Origin of the sequence: Limimaricola sp. AA108-03 (genome assembly GCF_050847355.1) — a bacterium.
In the GTDB taxonomy this organism is placed as follows: Bacteria; Pseudomonadota; Alphaproteobacteria; order Rhodobacterales; family Rhodobacteraceae; genus Limimaricola.
Genome location: NZ_CP193761.1, coordinates 65280 through 80609, shown reverse-complemented (window position 1 = coordinate 80609; position 15330 = coordinate 65280). Strand labels below are relative to the sequence as shown.

Here is a 15330-nt window from a genome sequence, read left to right as displayed (position 1 = left end):
AGTCCTTTCACACCTGTTCCAGGACACAGTCGAGCCCAATGCGCCAGTCCGGACGCTCAAGGTTGAAAGCAGCCTTAGTCGTGCGACAGTCGAGCCGGGAGTTCAGTGGTCGCGGCGCGGGAGTGGGATAATCGGCGCTGGGGATCTCCTCGATATGGCAATCGATTCCGGCCCGCGCCATGATCTCGCGCGCGAAACCGGCCCAGCTGGTGTCCGGCGCGCCCGAGAAATGATAGGTCCCGCTCTTTCCCGGATCAGCGGCAAGCACCTCCGCGATGGTTGCGCAAGCATGTGCGATGGCGTCGGCCGGGGTCGGGCCGCCGACCTGGTCGGCTACCACGCGCAGTGCGTCGCGCTCTGCGCCGAGCCGCAGCATTGTCCTCACGAAATTAGCGCCATGCGCCGAGAAAACCCATGACGTACGCAGCACGGCCCAGCCGGCCGGGTTCGCGGCCGTTGCCACGCCTTGCTCGCCCGAAAGCTTGGTTCGTCCATAGGCGCCGAGCGGTGCCGTGACCGCATCGGTCGCAAAGGGCGTCTCACCAGCGCCGTCGAAGACGTAGTCGGTCGAGATATGTACGAAGGGCAGCCCCGTCTCAGCCGCCAGCCGGGCCAGCGCGGCGGGCGCTTCGGCGTTGAGCGTTTGCGCCGCCTCCTCCTCGGTCTCGGCCGCGTCCACGGCGGTCCAAGCGGCGGCGTTGATCAGCGCATCGGGGCGGAAAGCCTCCACCGCGCGGCGCACTGCCCCCATCGCCGCGTCGGGCTGCGAGAGGTCGGCCTCGGCGCGGCCTAGGCAGCGGATCTCGTAGCCCTCGCCCGACAGCTGGGCCAGCTCACGCGCGACCTGGCCCGAGTGGCCGAGAACCAAAAGCCGCATCACGCCGCCCCCCGACCGGTGCCGAGGCGCTGGCCCACGCCGTCGCGAGCTTGCAGCGGCCGCCACCAAGCCTCGTTGTCGAGATACCACTGCACTGTGCGCTTGAGCCCTTCCTCGACCGTCACCGAAGGCCGCCAGCCCAGCTCCTCGCGGATACGGCTAGGGTCGATCGCGTAACGCGCGTCGTGACCGGGCCGATCGGCGACGAAAGCGATCTGGTCAGCATAGCGGCCCGCTGACTTAGGCCGGATCTCGTCGAGGATGGCACAGAGCGTGCGGACCAGCTCGAGGTTTGTCCGCTCGTTCTCGCCACCAATATTGTAGCTGCGACCCAAAACGCCCTTTTCCAGAACGGTGAGCAGCGCATCGGCGTGATCCTCGACATAGAGCCAGTCGCGGATGTTCTCGCCCTTGCCGTAGATCGGCAGCGGCTTGCCTGCGAGTGCGTTGAGGATAACCACCGGCACCAGCTTTTCGGGGAAATGGTAGGGGCCGTAGTTGTTCGAGCAGTTGGTGAGCACGACCGGCAGCCCGTAGGTTTCGTGCCAAGCTCGCACCAAATGATCTGAGGCAGCCTTCGATGCCGAGTAAGGCGAACGCGGGTCATAGGGCGTATCTTCGGTGAACTTCACCTCCGGATTAGCGGGCAGCGAGCCGAACACCTCATCGGTCGAGATGTGGTGGAAGCGGAAGCCATCAGGTCGGCCCGCCTGCACCCACCAGACGCGCGCCGCCTCTAGCATGTTGTAGGTGCCGGTAATATTGGTCTCAACGAAGTCGCCGGGCCCATCGATTGAGCGGTCGACATGGCTCTCGGCCGCGAGGTGCATCACCGCGTCGGGGGCATGTTCAGTGAAGATCCGGTTGAGCGAGGCCCGATCGCGAATATCGGCCTGCTCAAAGGTGTAAAGCGGACTATCCGCCACGGGCGCGACGTTGTCGAGGCAGGCGGCATAGGTTAGCGCATCGAGATTGACAACTTGGTGCCCCCGCGCGACCGCAAGTCGCACCACGGCTGAGCCAATGAAGCCGGCGCCCCCTGTAATCAGAAGCTTCATGCTTGCCTCTCTTTTTCCCAAGGAAACGATCCCTCATAAGCGAAAGGACTTTCAATTTCCGCCAATCGCAGCGCAGCGGCGTCCTTTCCCGAAAGCACTGGCATGCCAGAAAGCGGCCACTCAATTTCGAGGTCGCGATCGTCCCAAGCTATACCTGCGTCGCAATCCGGCGCATAGTAGTCCGAGCATTTGTAAACGATCTCGGTATTAGGTTCGAGTGTGACGAAACCATGTGCGAAGCCAGCAGGCACCAAAAGCTGCTTACCGTTTTCGAAGCTCAACTCCACCCCCACCCAGCGGCCATAAGTTGGTGAACCACGTCGGATGTCCACCGCCACATCATAAAGCCGTCCCCGCCCGCAGCGCACCAACTTTGTCTGGGCGTGCGGTGGGGTCTGGAAGTGCAAGCCACGCAGTGTGCCGGTTTGTGCTGAGAGCGAGTGGTTGTCCTGCACGAAGTCAAGGTCGATGCCAGCCTTGGCCAAGCAATGGCGGGACCAGCTCTCTGAGAAAAACCCACGCGCGTCGCCATGACGGGTAGGAGTTAGGACGAGAACGCCAGGAAGGGAAGTCTGTTCAATCTGCAAGCTGTTAAACCCAGTTTTTAAGTGCAGTATCCGCTTAGCAATTATCCGAGGAGATGTCACTCAGTAAAAGCTGACTTTGAATTGCTCAGCCTTGATAATTATTTTAGTCATGGAGCAAACTTTTTATCAGCGACCGTAACGCCAGGCAGTGGTGGTGATCAGCGCAATTGATAATAAGCATAACTGAGCGCAATTAACAGAAAAATTTACAGCAATGATTTTTATTGCATTCAATTTAAAGCGATATTAGGCTGCTTTCGCAGATCATCGAAAGCACGCAGCTCGTTTACAAGAGCACCAAACTGGCTGACTGGGATCATATTAGGCCCATCACTTGGCGCATTGTCAGGATCTTCATGCGTTTCAATGAACAATGCTGAAACACCCACAGCGCATGCGGCGCGCGCTAGAACGGGCGCGAACTCACGTTGGCCGCCAGAGGAGTTGCCTTGGCCACCAGGTTGCTGAACAGAATGGGTAGCGTCGAATACTACCGGCCACCCGGTATCTGCCATTGTCGGTAGGCCCCGGAAATCAGTAACGAGCGTATTGTATCCAAAGGAAGTGCCGCGCTCGCAGAGCATGATATTTTTGTTGCCAGTCGACGCAACCTTTTCTGCCACGTTTCCCATATCCCAGGGCGCGAGGAACTGGCCTTTCTTAATGTTAACCGCCCGACCTGTTCGACCTGCTGCGAGCAGCAGGTCGGTCTGGCGACATAAGAAGGCTGGAATCTGCAGTACGTCGCAGACCTCGGCAGCTTGGACGCAATGCTCAGGCTCATGTACATCCGTCAGCACGGGTACGCCAAACTCCTCGCGAATCCGACCTAAGATCTCCAAACCCCTTTCCATCCCGAGTCCACGATGGGTTGCGAGTGAGGAACGGTTCGCTTTGTCGTAGCTAGCTTTAAAAATGAAGCGTGTGCCGCTTTGCGCGCAGGCTTCAGCAATACGATCAGCCATCATCCGCGCATGCTCGATACTTTCGAGCTGGCAGGGGCCGGCAATTAGCGAAATTGGAGCATTGCCGCCAATGGCGATATCGCCGATTTTGACAGTGCGGGTGCTAATGGGGTGCATTAAGAGTCCTTCAAGACGGTTTCGATCCGGGCCACATCCTCGGGGTTGTTCAATTCCCAGAATACCCGATTACGGGCTTCGACAGTTACGCAACGCACGGGGCACCCATTCTCGAGAAAGCGCAACTGCTCGAGCCCCTCGAGCCTCTCGATTTCCCCTTCGGGCCATTCAGCATACGCGCGCAATGCTGTAGGCCGGTAGGCATAGACGCCAACGTGGTGGTAGACGGGGAGCCCAGACTGGCACCGGGCGGAGGGCGATAGGTAGGGCAACACCTCCTTGGAGAAGTACATTGCTCTCTGATTTCGGTCGAACACAGCGGTTGTTCCACCGACACGGCCAGCGGCTCGGTCCTCTAGGAAGTGAGCAAGCGTGGTTTCATCGCAGCGTAGAACTGGAGTTGCCACCTGCGCATCGCCATCTGAACCCATAACCGCAATCAGATCTTCAACGAACCATGAGGGGGTGAGCGGCGCATCGCCTTGAAAATTTACCACAAGGTCAGGGCTCTCGCTGAGAACATTCAACGCAGCAGCACAGCGCTCAGTACCGTTTCGGCAGTTTTCCGGTGTCATAAGGACATCCGCCCCGAACCCCTCAGCGGCTTCGCGGATACGTTCGTCGTCAGTGGCTACATAAACCGCATCTACCCCTCCTACTTGGCAAGCGGCCTCCCAACTCATCTGTATCAGACTTTTGCGGGAGCCATCTGGCTGGCTCAGTGCGGCCAGCGGCTTACCAGGATAGCGTGTTGACGCATATCGCGCGGGGATCACAACAACAGTTTTCATTCAAACCTCAGTCTCAGGCGACCCCTGCGCGCAGGCAGTCATGGATATGTAGCACACCGATGGGGCGTGCCTCCGCGTCGATCACCATGAGAGCGGAGATTTTACGCTCGTTCATCAAGGACAAGGCCGTAGCCGCCAAAGTATCGGCCGGGACTGTGCTGGGATTGATGTTAGCGACCTCGCCAGCTTGCTGTGCCATCAGCGTCGTCATATTACGCCGGAGGTCTCCGTCGGACACTACGCCAATCAACTTCCCATCACAAACAACTCCGGCAATACCGAAGCCCTTTGATGTCATCACTAAGAGCGTCTCGCTCATTGACGTCCCGACATCGACCAGTGGCACCTCAGTGCCACCGTGCATCAATTGGCCAACCGTCGCCATTTGGGCCCCAAGCCGCCCACCTGGGTGAAAAACGCGAAAGTTCTCGGGCCGGAAACCACGCTGCTCCATAAGAGAAACGGCAAGGGCGTCGCCGAGCGCCAACGTCAAAGTAGTCGAGGTAGTTGGAGCCATGCCAATAGAGCAAGCTTCAGGAAAGGCCGGAAGAGTCAATCGATAATCTGCGGCCTTCATAAGCGTACTCGTAGGTCGAGAGGATATTGCCACCATAGGCACTGAAAAGCGACGGGTATGAGCGACGATATCGCGTAACTCAACTGTTTCCCCACTATTAGATATCAAGAGACACATGTCGTTTCGAGCGATCATCCCAAGATCGCCGTGACTAGCCTCGGTAGCATGCACAAAATACGAAGGTGTTCCGGTAGAAGACAGCGTAGCTGAGATCTTGCGGCCAATATGACCGGATTTACCAACGCCAGATACGATAACTCGACCATCAGACTTAGATATTATATCAACAACATCTTCAAAATCTTCAGGCATATTGTCAGCCATGAAGAGTATTGCCTCGGCTTCCGTTCTAAGAACATTCCGCCCGATATCCATAGACGACCGGATGCTACATTTAAGATCCTTCAAGGCAACAACTCCAAGGCATCAACGATTTGCTCACGCCCCGTTCGAACTTATAGGGGGCTTAAACTGGTTACACGCCTATGCTTGGCATGGCAACTAGCTCCGAGGCATAGAGTTAGATGATTAAATGATATGCCGCCGCGCAGTATTCATGACGACTTGCGAAGGGCTTCACATTGGTAGCAGGCTTCATCGCATCTTGGCGGTAGCCGTCAATCAGTGGGCAGAGCCTCACAAGGTTACAGGGCTGATACCAGAAACCTAGAGCAGGCGATAAAAAGGGCCCCGGCCGATCAACCGCGATGTCCGAGCTTCGATCTACTAAGATAAAAGTGACACCCCGTAATGTCACCTTCTCTCCACGAATAGCAATCGAAGTATGGAAGGCAAAGAAAACCAATAAAAGTTGAGCCATTCAAATCAACATGAAGTCTAAGGGGGGGGCGGCAATTGAACGAAAGAAGAGGTTCTTGAGGGGGTAAAGATAGAAGATAATCGATCAAGTAGTGATGAAGAATCTCCATCAGGCGGAGAACTGTGATACTCCTACCTCGACCACAGCCTTTATGCCGTTCCAATTAGGTTCGCCTCGCAAGCCAATCTCTATGAGGTCCCGCATCTCATAATCTTCCAAGCCTCGACACCAGTGCGCACGAGGCTCGCTCATCGCTGATAGCGAGGAAACGGCACGCGGGCTTGTGAAAGTCCCATTCCCAAACATCTGGGATATGCTAGGCTCCCAAGGAATATACGCCACCTTCGGACTGATGGGTGAGGACATCACATTGTTCTTGAAGTAAGGATTGTTACTGGAAAAGCTACCAATGTCTTCTTCAAAAGACACGACAAGAACATAATCGAAGTAGTAAGGTTTGAAGTCCTGGGTGATGGGTCTTCCATTGGCGAAGCCCGTAGGCCTGATGAAAATTCCTGCGCTTTCAAACGCCTTAATTCCAGAAATACCTAGAACTCTTCTAAGGGTATCAACCCAAACAGAGTTCCCGGAAATTAAAAGTGAACCACCGAGAGAGAACCTGCTAAACTCCTTCATGTACATGTCTAATGTCGATTGCCGAGCAACATCAAAGGCCTTAGATACCCCCATGCCATTAAAAATAATATTTGAAAGAAAGTTGTAGCCAACGTGGGTCGGGTGCAGGCTATCATCAAGATATAGCCTAGAAATCTCACCTAGCGGATAGTCAAAGAGGTCGCGCATCTCCACGACATTACTCTTTCGAAATTTACCGGGAAAGGACTTGCCCCACGAGGGGTGATTGTACTCTCCTGCGATAACATATCGACCTTGAAGCATGTCAATTGCGCGGCGCCCAACCATATCCCAGTAGATTAATTTTACGGACTCCCCGAAGGTGGCGACATAATAGTCAAGCGCTTCTTCGACCTTTAGCGCTAGGAGCCTGTCGCTATTTGTGTTTATTAGATCTCTCCTAATTGACGAATGCCCATCCACAAATGTGTCGCTCCCATTCTGGCTGGGGTCATCAAAAATGGAATTTCCAAAGCGATAATCTCCTATCAACAGGTAGATATCTGAGTTGCCCGGCTCAAAGGACCTGCAAACTTCATTTCTAATGGAAGCAGACCACATTGGTGCTCCGCCAAACCCCACCATCACGACCTCGGCATCAGCGTGCGGCAATGCTCCCTTTGCGATGTTTGACTTCCACCTCTGAATATGTGAGGGGCCAGCAATAATGGTCTTTCTCATGGCGGGAGTCATTCTCGCTATTTAAGTTCACACGGTCGCGTCGGGCAATATCTATAAGGAGCACCTCATTAGAGTGGGGAGTAAAGGTGGCGGGCAGTGCTGATTGAAGGCACAATATCTACAATGTTTGCGACAGCATTGATTTCATCGTCAGAAGCAATCAGTAATTTTAGTTTTGTAGGGTCTAGGTTTTTAATATCACCCGAGCTGAATCGCAAAATGAAGCCAGCATTTATCCCAACCGGAGGCATGCCAATCTTGGAGGCTACATCTCGGCGGGGATGCAAAAATAACTCCGGAGGGCTAAATACATTGTCCTCATAAACGAGAGAAACGTTTAAGTTAGCCTTCGTGTTTGACGGCAACACAGCCCAGCCGGATACAGAAACATCGCTACTACTGATACTTATCTCATCCACATGGTGCCTAATATTATTGTCTACCTTAAAGCGAGTGTGTGTTTCGCGTTTGGCATTTGAAAGTATGATGCGATATTCATCAAACTCAATTCTTGATGGGTATACAATATTCGTCTTGTTCTCGGATCGACATTCTGCATCGATTGCTGTTGCGCCGTGATTCGTAATGGCCAGTAGCTTCACTATTTCGCCATTGAAAATGGTTCGATTGACCTGGTTATTAATTGTATAGCCGAGATTATCATACACTGCTTGGAGGCTTTGCCGCACGTCAACCCGCAGTTTTGGCGCCGCCATTCCGATTATCCTGTTGTCCAACAGGGCAAAAATACGCTTTAATGGTTCTCCCGTTAAGGGAGAAAGAGCCCAGCCGCTGCAGCTAAATTTGCCGCCGATGTATCTACACGAATCAACATGAAACCGCAGGCCGTTGTTTGCGGCAATAGGAAGGAAGTGTTCTGACCCAGGAATGGATATATTCTTTGTGTCAAAATCAATTGGGGAGTTTTTAGCTGCGGCAGCTTCAAAAGCTGCTAGTGATCTGAGGTCAATCATTATGCAATTGCCGTAGATTTGCGCAGGAAGTCCTTATTGTGCCAGGTATCCCAAGCGCAAGTTTCCATCATTGAGTCGAGCCATTCCAGGCCGGACGGGTCGCTAAATTGGTTCCAGAGCTGGAGTCGCTTGACGAGTTCCTCTCCCAGCCTGCGCGCTAGCGGAAAGGCACATGCTAGCATATAGCTTGCAATATACCTACGGTTTTCGAGGAATGCCTGATCGAGTTCTTGGTCTACAAAGCATCTTATTGCTTCGGAAATAGTTGGCAGCCCGGACTGCGGTGCGTAGCACGCCTGGCCCATTACGACGACTGGAGTTTCTAGCATAAGCGCCTCAAATCCAGCACTGCTATTGTTGGTAACTACCAAGTCAACAGCCTTCAGCATCGGCAGATACTCTTCTTGCCCATCATCTTCTGAAAGGACCAATACCTCTGAATACTTCATATACTTCTGAAGGATCTTCTTCTGCTCACGCATCACAAACCCCCCTCGCATTTTTGCATGAGGGTGTGGTTTTATTATTACTCCGAACCCGGCGCGAAGGAGGGGTTCAATGGCGGCACTCGCAAACTCTTCAACCGTCCTGTATTTCGAGTATAGAAGTTGGTTTGCATCGTCAGCAAGCTGCAACGGTACAAATGCTTTCCTCCCAGGGCGATCTAGAAACGCACGAACGTTTTGGCTCAGTGGATGAAATAGAGCGTTAGGTAGAACGGTATTTTGAACTCCTCTTGCAAATTCCTCATTTTGCAGCAGCGGTAGAAGCCGTAGCGGTAATGGGCTAAGTATGCTTTTTATATGTGATATATCCATATGCGCAACGCTAGCCATGCCATTGACGCCCACTGGATCGATAAGTACCGAGTTGAGAAATGGTGCTCGCATACTGGCTAGTTCAAAAAATACGATCTTCGCGCCAAGCTTTCGGGCAGCTTCGCGAGCGGGCATGCTCTCTCCCCAGCAAACGATCACGTCGTAATTGTACTCCTCTCTTTTTATCCTCTCCAGTAGCGAGACGTACGATTTAGTTATGGTCGCCTCTGGGTCGGTCATTAGGGAGATCCAGTCATTTAGACCCTCCCCCATCCAAAGACGAGCTTGCGACTCTATCATGGTTTGTTCATCAGTGGTTGGCTGTAGTATAAACGGCCAATCGCTGTAGTTCGCATCAAAGTCCGCAGTTGATACAAAGTGGTTTGAGAATACCCTAGCTTCGACTTCATCGAATTGCGGCTTGCCGGAGAAGTTTATCTCCCTCGCTATATCACGGAATCTGTTGTAGGGCATTTTGTGAGCCGTGAAGGAATCTCGTATTCCATGCGGCTCTACGTAGAATAGAATTTTCATTCTCGCCTCATGTGCGATCTTTGTTTAAATTCGGCTTAGAAAGGACGTCAGTTTGTCCGCTTCAACTGTACTCGAGTAGCTTTCTCTTATTCGGGATTGCTGCTGCTCAGTTATCTCTTTTGATGTAGGAAGATTTACGGCTTGTATTATTGCCTTGTGCCATTCATCCCAGTTTTCGACTGGAATTAGTCGTTTATCGGCGATTCGCATGATGTCAGGGATGGGAGTTGCGGCAGTACTTGCGCCTACCAGCGCGGCTTCTAGGTATTTTATCCCCGATTTCGATTCTGTGAATGGGTTGACGTGGAGGGGCGCAATAGTTGTTGAGCATGTGGCATAGGCCATTATCATTTCCGCGTAGCTCATTCGCGGAGTCGTAACTACTCGCCCTGTTTCTCGTAATACTTTGGGCACATTTATGGTCTCTACGCAAAAAAACTCGGCATTACTATCTTTTAGAGCTCGTGCTAGCTGAGGGGCGATAGCAAGCAGGTCGGGCCCGTGGCTTGCGCCTCCGGCGAAATAACCTATGCGTCGAGGAACACGATCTATTGTTTCCGTGCTTAGCTTTGCTAGTGAGAACATTTCTTCGGATACTGAGTTATACATAATATGTACTTTGCTCTGCGGTAGAGCTTTCTCAATTCTTTCCGATAGTACGTCGGTTGACGATATAAATGTATCGAAGAAGTACATCGCCTGAGCGTAATTGTATGGCCTTGATGCGAGGATCTTGTGTTGGGGGGCATTTAGTCCGCGGAAGTTCGATTGCCGTAACATTTCAATGTCGAAGAATAGATCGTCGTAAGAAGCTATGCAGGGCAAATTTAGCTTGTCGGCCGCGTCATATAGTTTTAAAAAAGAGTCTGAGAATTGCGGCCGAAAGAATATTGTATAGTCGTACTCTGTAAGGTTTTCTAGTTTCGCGTTTTGGTAGTGTATTACAGTAGTTGTAATACCTCGACGTCGCAGAGCTTCTGCCGGGTGGAAGCAGCGGTAGAACACTGAAGGGTCGGCGTATATCTTGTCTTGTGGATACGAGCTCCACACTAGAAAAAGAACTCTCATATTTACTTCTCTTTACCCCCGGAGATAGTCTGTGCGAATGTTTTCTCTAAGTCTGAGTTGGCCGCTTGGGGAGCTGTTATCGCAATTTGGGCGATAGGGCAATTAATGCAGTTATCGTATCATCGTCATGCCGCCAGCCTGGTTCTTTACGCGGATCTCCGTTAAGATTCTTTCGATATTTCTGAGTTATCCATGGAGCTTCTCGTGCGCTTTATAGTAGATGACTGATCGGCTCTTTAATTGCCTCGAGGCCATGGCTGTGCCGAACGTATGAGTTTAAAAAGGCTCGAAGGTGCAGTGGTTGGCGAAGATTGTGGCCCGGCGCTTCGGTCGTTGCGAGATTCGATTTCTCCGCGCCCGAGGCGCTTACCGTCCAATCCTCCTTCATTTTTCACTTCGTCAGAACCCAAAATTATTCTTCGGCGGTGTCTCAGGAAACCTTGGGTCGGTGGAGCATTCGTGTCGATAGACACTCGCCCAAGCTTTTATACGCTACCGTGCCTGAAGCGTGATCTGCTTCACTGATCTTCATTAACAGCTGTTTCACGCATTCACTCCCTCTGCGCTTGCGGGAGCGGTAGGCGAGGAGGGTTAATCGGCAGACCGTACTAGAAGAACGTCCTGCTGCAGAATTTCTGATAATACGGGTTCTCGACCAATCTTTAATCATGGCTTCGTCTGAAAGCCGGTAGACGTGCTGGAGGTAAGAAGATAAGCCCAGTACAGTGTCGCTGGATGCCCGACTGAAGATATAAAGGACCCGGCCCATTTACGCTTGAAGAATTCTGCATGGATCAGCTCTGCGAACGTTGCTTGCTCATTCTGAAGATTGATCAAGTCGGTCAGGTGGAGCCGCAAAGGCTGGTCCTGCTCTTTAGTGCGAGGCTTCATCACGGCTCCGAAATTCGCGAGGTTTCGAGACACCGCTTACGAAATCCTATAGCCCCTCACCACTCTCTTGAAAAAGTCTGTAAAATTAGTCGTTTGTGTGGTGATTGGAGCGAACCAATCAGGGCTTCGATATAAGATATGTTACATCCATACAACCCTGTTCTTCGTCCGTCGTGAGATGATTTGGGACACGATGGCCTGATGTTGACCGGAGGGTCTGGCTCGTTCGGGTTTCGGTTCATGCCGCCGTCTGGCGATGCAGCGAGTGGCGCTTTTCGATCGTCCTGCCTTTGATTTCCTTTCGCTGATTGAGGATGGTTTCGGCCCTGCCGAGATAGACGTCGGCAGGTGCGAGATTGCCGAGGCTCTGGTGGTAGCGGTGATGGTTGTAGTGGTCGATGAAGGCCGCCACGGCCTCCTCGAGCGCTCCGGGCAGGTAGTAGTTCTCGAGCAGGATGCGGTTCTTCAGGGTCTGGTGCCAGCGCTCGATCTTGCCCTGGGTCTGGGGGTGGTTCGGGGCGCCGCGCACATGGTCCATGCCCTTGTCACCGAGCCACCCGGCCAGCTCCCCGGAGATGTAGCTGCTGCCATTGTCGCTGAGCAGCCGGGGCCGGTGGGCGACGGTGGCCCGGTCGCAGCCCGAGGCGGCCAGGGCATCTTCCAGCGTCGCGGTCACATCCGCCGCCTTCATCGTCGTGCAGAGCCGCCAGGCGGCGACGTAGCGGCTGTAGTCGTCGAGGATGGTCGAGAGGTAGAACCAGCCCTAGCCGACGACCTTCAGATAGGTGAAGTCGGTCTGCCAGAGCTGGTTGGGCCGGGTTGTCTTCTCGTGGAACTCGTTCGCCGCCTTGATCACCACGAAGGCCGGGCTGGTGATCAGGTCGTGGGCCTTCAGAACCCCGTAGACGCTGGCTTCTGACACGAAGTAGCGCCGGGTGTCGGTGAAGCGGGCGGCGAGCTCCCGGGGCGACAGATCGGGCTGCTCGAGGGCCAGATCGACGATCTGCTCGCGCACCTTGTCGGGAATTCGGTTCCAGACCCGGCTCGGTCGCGAGGGCCGGTCTTCGAGCCCGGCGGGGCCCAGCGACAGATAGCGATCATACCAGCGGTAGAAGCTCGTGCGCGGCACGCCGAGCATGTCGAGGGTCCGCTTCGCCGGCAGGTGCGAGCGTTCCACCTGCCGGATGATCTCGAGCTTCTCGGAAGCGGGATATCTCATGCCTCGTCTCCCCCATCCCCGGGCATGCTTTATGGGATGGCCCGCCCCTCTCGGAGCGCATCGGCTAAGATGCTGGTGCATGTTTGAGGGAAAGGAGCGGACCATGACGATCGTTACTCTTGGAATTGATCTGGGCAAGACGCTCTGCAGCATTGCCGGGATGGACGCCGATGGCGCTGTTGTGCTGCGGCGGCGCGTGCGTCGGTCGACCTTGGTATCGCCAGAACGCAATGGCGCCTCGTGGCCGATCAGATGCGGGGCAAGCTGCCGAAGCTGGCAGCTCTCATGGACGGGGCCGAGGAGGATGTCCTCGCCTACATGACCTTTCCCCAGCAGCACCGGGCAAAGCTGCACTCGATGAACCCAATTAAGCGCCTGAACGGTGAAATCAAACGGCGCACCGACGTCGTCGGTATCTTCCCCAATGAGGCCGCCATCCGTCGACTGGTGGGAGCAATCCTAATGGAGCAAACCGAGGAATGGGCCGTGCAGCGCTCCCGCTATATGACGCTGGAAACGCTCGCGCCGGTCTGCGACGATCCCATCGTCAGCCTGCCTGCCACGCAGACGGACTGATCAGCTCGGCCCGCCGAAACCCGTCAGGCCAGCCAAGAGCTACACCACGTCGTGGGACACGATCTGGTGGCCTTGCTGCGGACGACGTAGACATCCTCCTTTTCTCTCGTTGGAGGCAAGGGAAGACCGGAGAACGTCCACCGCAGACCTGCTTCGCCAGGGTCGACGATTCAGAGTCGGGAGGTTCGACGGTCCCGCCACGGCTGTCCGGCTGGGGCACGTGGCACGCGCTCGCGACGATCTCGTGATTGCGCGCATGTGCAGGTCGCCGCGCTGCTCGAGAAATGCCCCCGAACTCATTGCGCCCGCTCATATTCCCCCGTTCGTCTCAGGCCTGTCCTGACGAAGGCCCGAGGCGAACAGCGGAATATGCTCTGCTTCGCCTGGTTTGATCCGCTGGAGAGCGGCACGCGGTTGCAAAGCCGTCGACCTCGGGACCTTCGATCTTTTTCAAGACAAGGACCTGACCCATGACGACCTCCAACTTCCTTGAAGACCTCGCCTTTCACGCCATCCGCAGCGGCCGCGCCTTCGCGCGTCTCTGGCACGATGCCGGAATCGAAGACCACAGGGTCACACGCCCCTCCTGGACCATCACACTCAACCAGCTCGAGGCGGGTCGGCTGCTCAAGGGGACCGATCTCGACGGCGTGACGGCCATGGGCGAGGCGCTGCGTCGCGTGCTCAACACGGAGCGTGCAGGCTACGGTGACCGCGCGATGCAGGAGGATACGCGGTATGACAATCTGCTCTGGGAGCCTCGCCTCGATGAACTGCGTCGCGTGGCGGAGGCCTACAAGCACTTTTGTGACTGCCATGAGCGCTACGCCGACCGCCTGACGGCCGAACGCGAGGCCGCGCGCGCGTTCTAACCCTGACCCGGTCGGCCCCGCCCCTCGGCGTCAGGTGGCCATCTGAAACCGGAGGAAGATACCTCCGGTTTCGCCGCATTCGTGCCGGACCTACTCCAGGCTATCGGCATAGCCCTTCAACAGCCGCAGGCGATCCGTGGCATAGGCCAGGATCTGCTCTGCGATCTCCGCTGGAAATGTCTCGGGCAGCTGTTCGGGGGCGCTGCGGAGCGCCTCGGGCGCCGCCGCTGCGAGGTCTCCGAATGCGCGCCGTCGCGCCTCCCTGGGCACGCCGGCCTTCTGTGCCGTCTCATCGAAATGGCGTGGCACGATCTGGTCCAGGCGATAGTGACCGCGCCAGCAGCAGGCAGAAGAACTCGTTCTCGACACTGCGGGTGAGGTCGAGACCGCCGCCGACCACGCCCATGGGTCTCTTGCAGATATGCGTCGTCGGTGTCAGCCCGGTCGGCCTTAGCCAGACACCGTCATGCCTGAGATAGGCCGTCTTTTCCTGCGCGCCCGCGAGCGAGATCCGGAAGGGCTCATCCGGGTTGATGCCGAGCGGCGTCGTGCTGAGCGATCTGAGCGTCTGTGCGATCTGGGCCTCGGATTGCGGCGTACCCTCGATCCGGAACGGATCGGCGGGCGCCACTCCATGGGACAGGAATTGCATCGCCCCCACGCAGTCCTGGCCGATCGCGGCAAGGAGGTCATGGGGGCGATCGCTGCGCGCCTCCGTGCGCTCGGCGATCGCCCGTCGCAGCTCGGGCACATCGGGAAGCAGGTTCTCGAAGACCGCGTCCACGTGATCTCCAGTCTGGGTCGACGACATCAGGGGCAAGGCGCGCGAGATCGGAAAGCGGAACTGCCATCCGAGCCAGGCCTCGTCGTAGCGAAAGCTTGCGCCGGCGGAGGGGCGATAACCGTAATATCCTGCAAGCCGCCCGTTGAGATAGACGTCGAGCGTGCGGGTGAGCGATCTGCGCCCCATCAGAAGATGTCCTCGGGCTTCGCGCGCGCCGTCTGAGGAGAGGCGCCCTGTCGGGGCACGAGGCTCAGGTCCATCTCGAGCGCCGCCACCACGGCGAGCAGGAGGCTCAGCTTCGGCTCATGGGCAGCCGTCTCGATCCGCGAGATCTGGCGTGGGTCCGTGCCCGCCCGCTCAGCCAGATCGCCTTGCGACCAGCCCTTCGCCTTGCGCGCTTGACGGAGCTGTTGACCCAAGGCTTTCACGTCCCGGAATATGCTTGTGTCCACACCTGCCTCGTATGCCATGCTTGTAGCATCTGA

Annotated in this window: 13 protein-coding genes and 2 pseudogenes; 2 read left to right on the top strand and 13 right to left on the bottom strand. The window is 55.5% G+C overall.

Going from position 1 to position 15330, the window contains the following annotated elements; all coding sequences use genetic code 11:
- Positions 1 to 7 precede the first annotated feature (7 nt).
- The 10 genes and pseudogenes from rfbD to ACRAQ3_RS20450 all read right to left on the bottom strand — a co-directional run.
- The gene (gene rfbD / locus ACRAQ3_RS20495; protein ID WP_432257122.1) at positions 8 to 877 is read right to left on the bottom strand and encodes a dTDP-4-dehydrorhamnose reductase; all 870 of its coding nucleotides are present in this window, start codon (positions 875 to 877) and stop codon (positions 8 to 10) included.
- Positions 877 to 1935, bottom strand: a complete 1059-nt coding sequence (rfbB, locus tag ACRAQ3_RS20490; RefSeq protein ID WP_432257121.1) for a dTDP-glucose 4,6-dehydratase — start codon at positions 1933 to 1935, stop codon at positions 877 to 879. Before rfbB ends, rfbD begins: the two co-directional genes overlap by 1 nt.
- Positions 1932 to 2522 (bottom strand): dTDP-4-dehydrorhamnose 3,5-epimerase, encoded by a 591-nt coding sequence (gene rfbC, locus ACRAQ3_RS20485; protein WP_432257120.1) that lies wholly within the window; start codon positions 2520 to 2522, stop codon positions 1932 to 1934. Before rfbC ends, rfbB begins: the two co-directional genes overlap by 4 nt.
- 230 nt (positions 2523 to 2752) lie before the next feature.
- A complete protein-coding gene (gene kdsA, locus ACRAQ3_RS20480) occupies positions 2753 to 3604 on the bottom strand; it encodes a 3-deoxy-8-phosphooctulonate synthase (RefSeq protein WP_432257119.1) in 852 nt (283 codons plus the stop codon).
- Complete coding sequence (locus tag ACRAQ3_RS20475) at positions 3604 to 4395, bottom strand: 3-deoxy-manno-octulosonate cytidylyltransferase (RefSeq protein WP_432257118.1); 792 nt, start codon at positions 4393 to 4395, stop codon at positions 3604 to 3606. The genes kdsA and ACRAQ3_RS20475 overlap by 1 nt, the downstream gene beginning before the upstream one ends.
- 13 nt (positions 4396 to 4408) lie before the next feature.
- Positions 4409 to 5296 (bottom strand): KpsF/GutQ family sugar-phosphate isomerase, encoded by an 888-nt coding sequence (locus ACRAQ3_RS20470; protein WP_432257117.1) that lies wholly within the window; start codon positions 5294 to 5296, stop codon positions 4409 to 4411.
- Between the two features lie 604 nt (positions 5297 to 5900).
- Positions 5901 to 7109 carry a hypothetical protein gene (locus ACRAQ3_RS20465; RefSeq protein ID WP_432257116.1) on the bottom strand — a complete coding sequence of 403 codons (1209 nt, stop codon included), beginning with the start codon at positions 7107 to 7109 and terminating at the stop codon, positions 5901 to 5903.
- Between the two features lie 68 nt (positions 7110 to 7177).
- Positions 7178 to 8083, bottom strand: coding sequence for a hypothetical protein (locus ACRAQ3_RS20460; RefSeq protein WP_432257115.1), 906 nt, complete (start codon positions 8081 to 8083; stop codon positions 7178 to 7180).
- Positions 8083 to 9435, bottom strand: coding sequence for a hypothetical protein (locus ACRAQ3_RS20455; RefSeq protein ID WP_432257114.1), 1353 nt, complete (start codon positions 9433 to 9435; stop codon positions 8083 to 8085). Before ACRAQ3_RS20455 ends, ACRAQ3_RS20460 begins: the two co-directional genes overlap by 1 nt.
- A gap of 2197 nt (positions 9436 to 11632) precedes the next feature.
- Positions 11633 to 12643, bottom strand: a pseudogene (locus ACRAQ3_RS20450) (IS3 family transposase); the annotation flags it as partial.
- A gap of 156 nt (positions 12644 to 12799) precedes the next feature.
- Here ACRAQ3_RS20450 and ACRAQ3_RS20445 point away from each other — a divergent pair.
- Positions 12800 to 13189 (top strand): annotated as a pseudogene (locus ACRAQ3_RS20445) (transposase); the annotation flags it as partial.
- A gap of 470 nt (positions 13190 to 13659) precedes the next feature.
- Positions 13660 to 14061 (top strand): hypothetical protein, encoded by a 402-nt coding sequence (locus tag ACRAQ3_RS20440; protein ID WP_432257113.1) that lies wholly within the window; start codon positions 13660 to 13662, stop codon positions 14059 to 14061.
- Between the two features lie 90 nt (positions 14062 to 14151).
- On the opposite strand, the gene ACRAQ3_RS20435 is transcribed toward ACRAQ3_RS20440, so the two are convergent.
- The 3 genes from ACRAQ3_RS20435 to ACRAQ3_RS20425 are packed head-to-tail and all read right to left on the bottom strand — an operon-like array spanning position 14152 to position 15264.
- Positions 14152 to 14370, bottom strand: a complete 219-nt coding sequence (locus ACRAQ3_RS20435; protein WP_432257112.1) for a hypothetical protein — start codon at positions 14368 to 14370, stop codon at positions 14152 to 14154.
- Positions 14351 to 15031: a HipA N-terminal domain-containing protein gene (locus ACRAQ3_RS20430; protein ID WP_432257111.1), complete on the bottom strand. Its 681-nt coding sequence runs from the start codon at positions 15029 to 15031 to the stop codon at positions 14351 to 14353. The genes ACRAQ3_RS20435 and ACRAQ3_RS20430 overlap by 20 nt, the downstream gene beginning before the upstream one ends.
- Positions 15031 to 15264, bottom strand: a complete 234-nt coding sequence (locus ACRAQ3_RS20425) for a helix-turn-helix transcriptional regulator (RefSeq protein ID WP_432257110.1) — start codon at positions 15262 to 15264, stop codon at positions 15031 to 15033. Before ACRAQ3_RS20425 ends, ACRAQ3_RS20430 begins: the two co-directional genes overlap by 1 nt.
- Positions 15265 to 15330 lie beyond the last annotated feature (66 nt).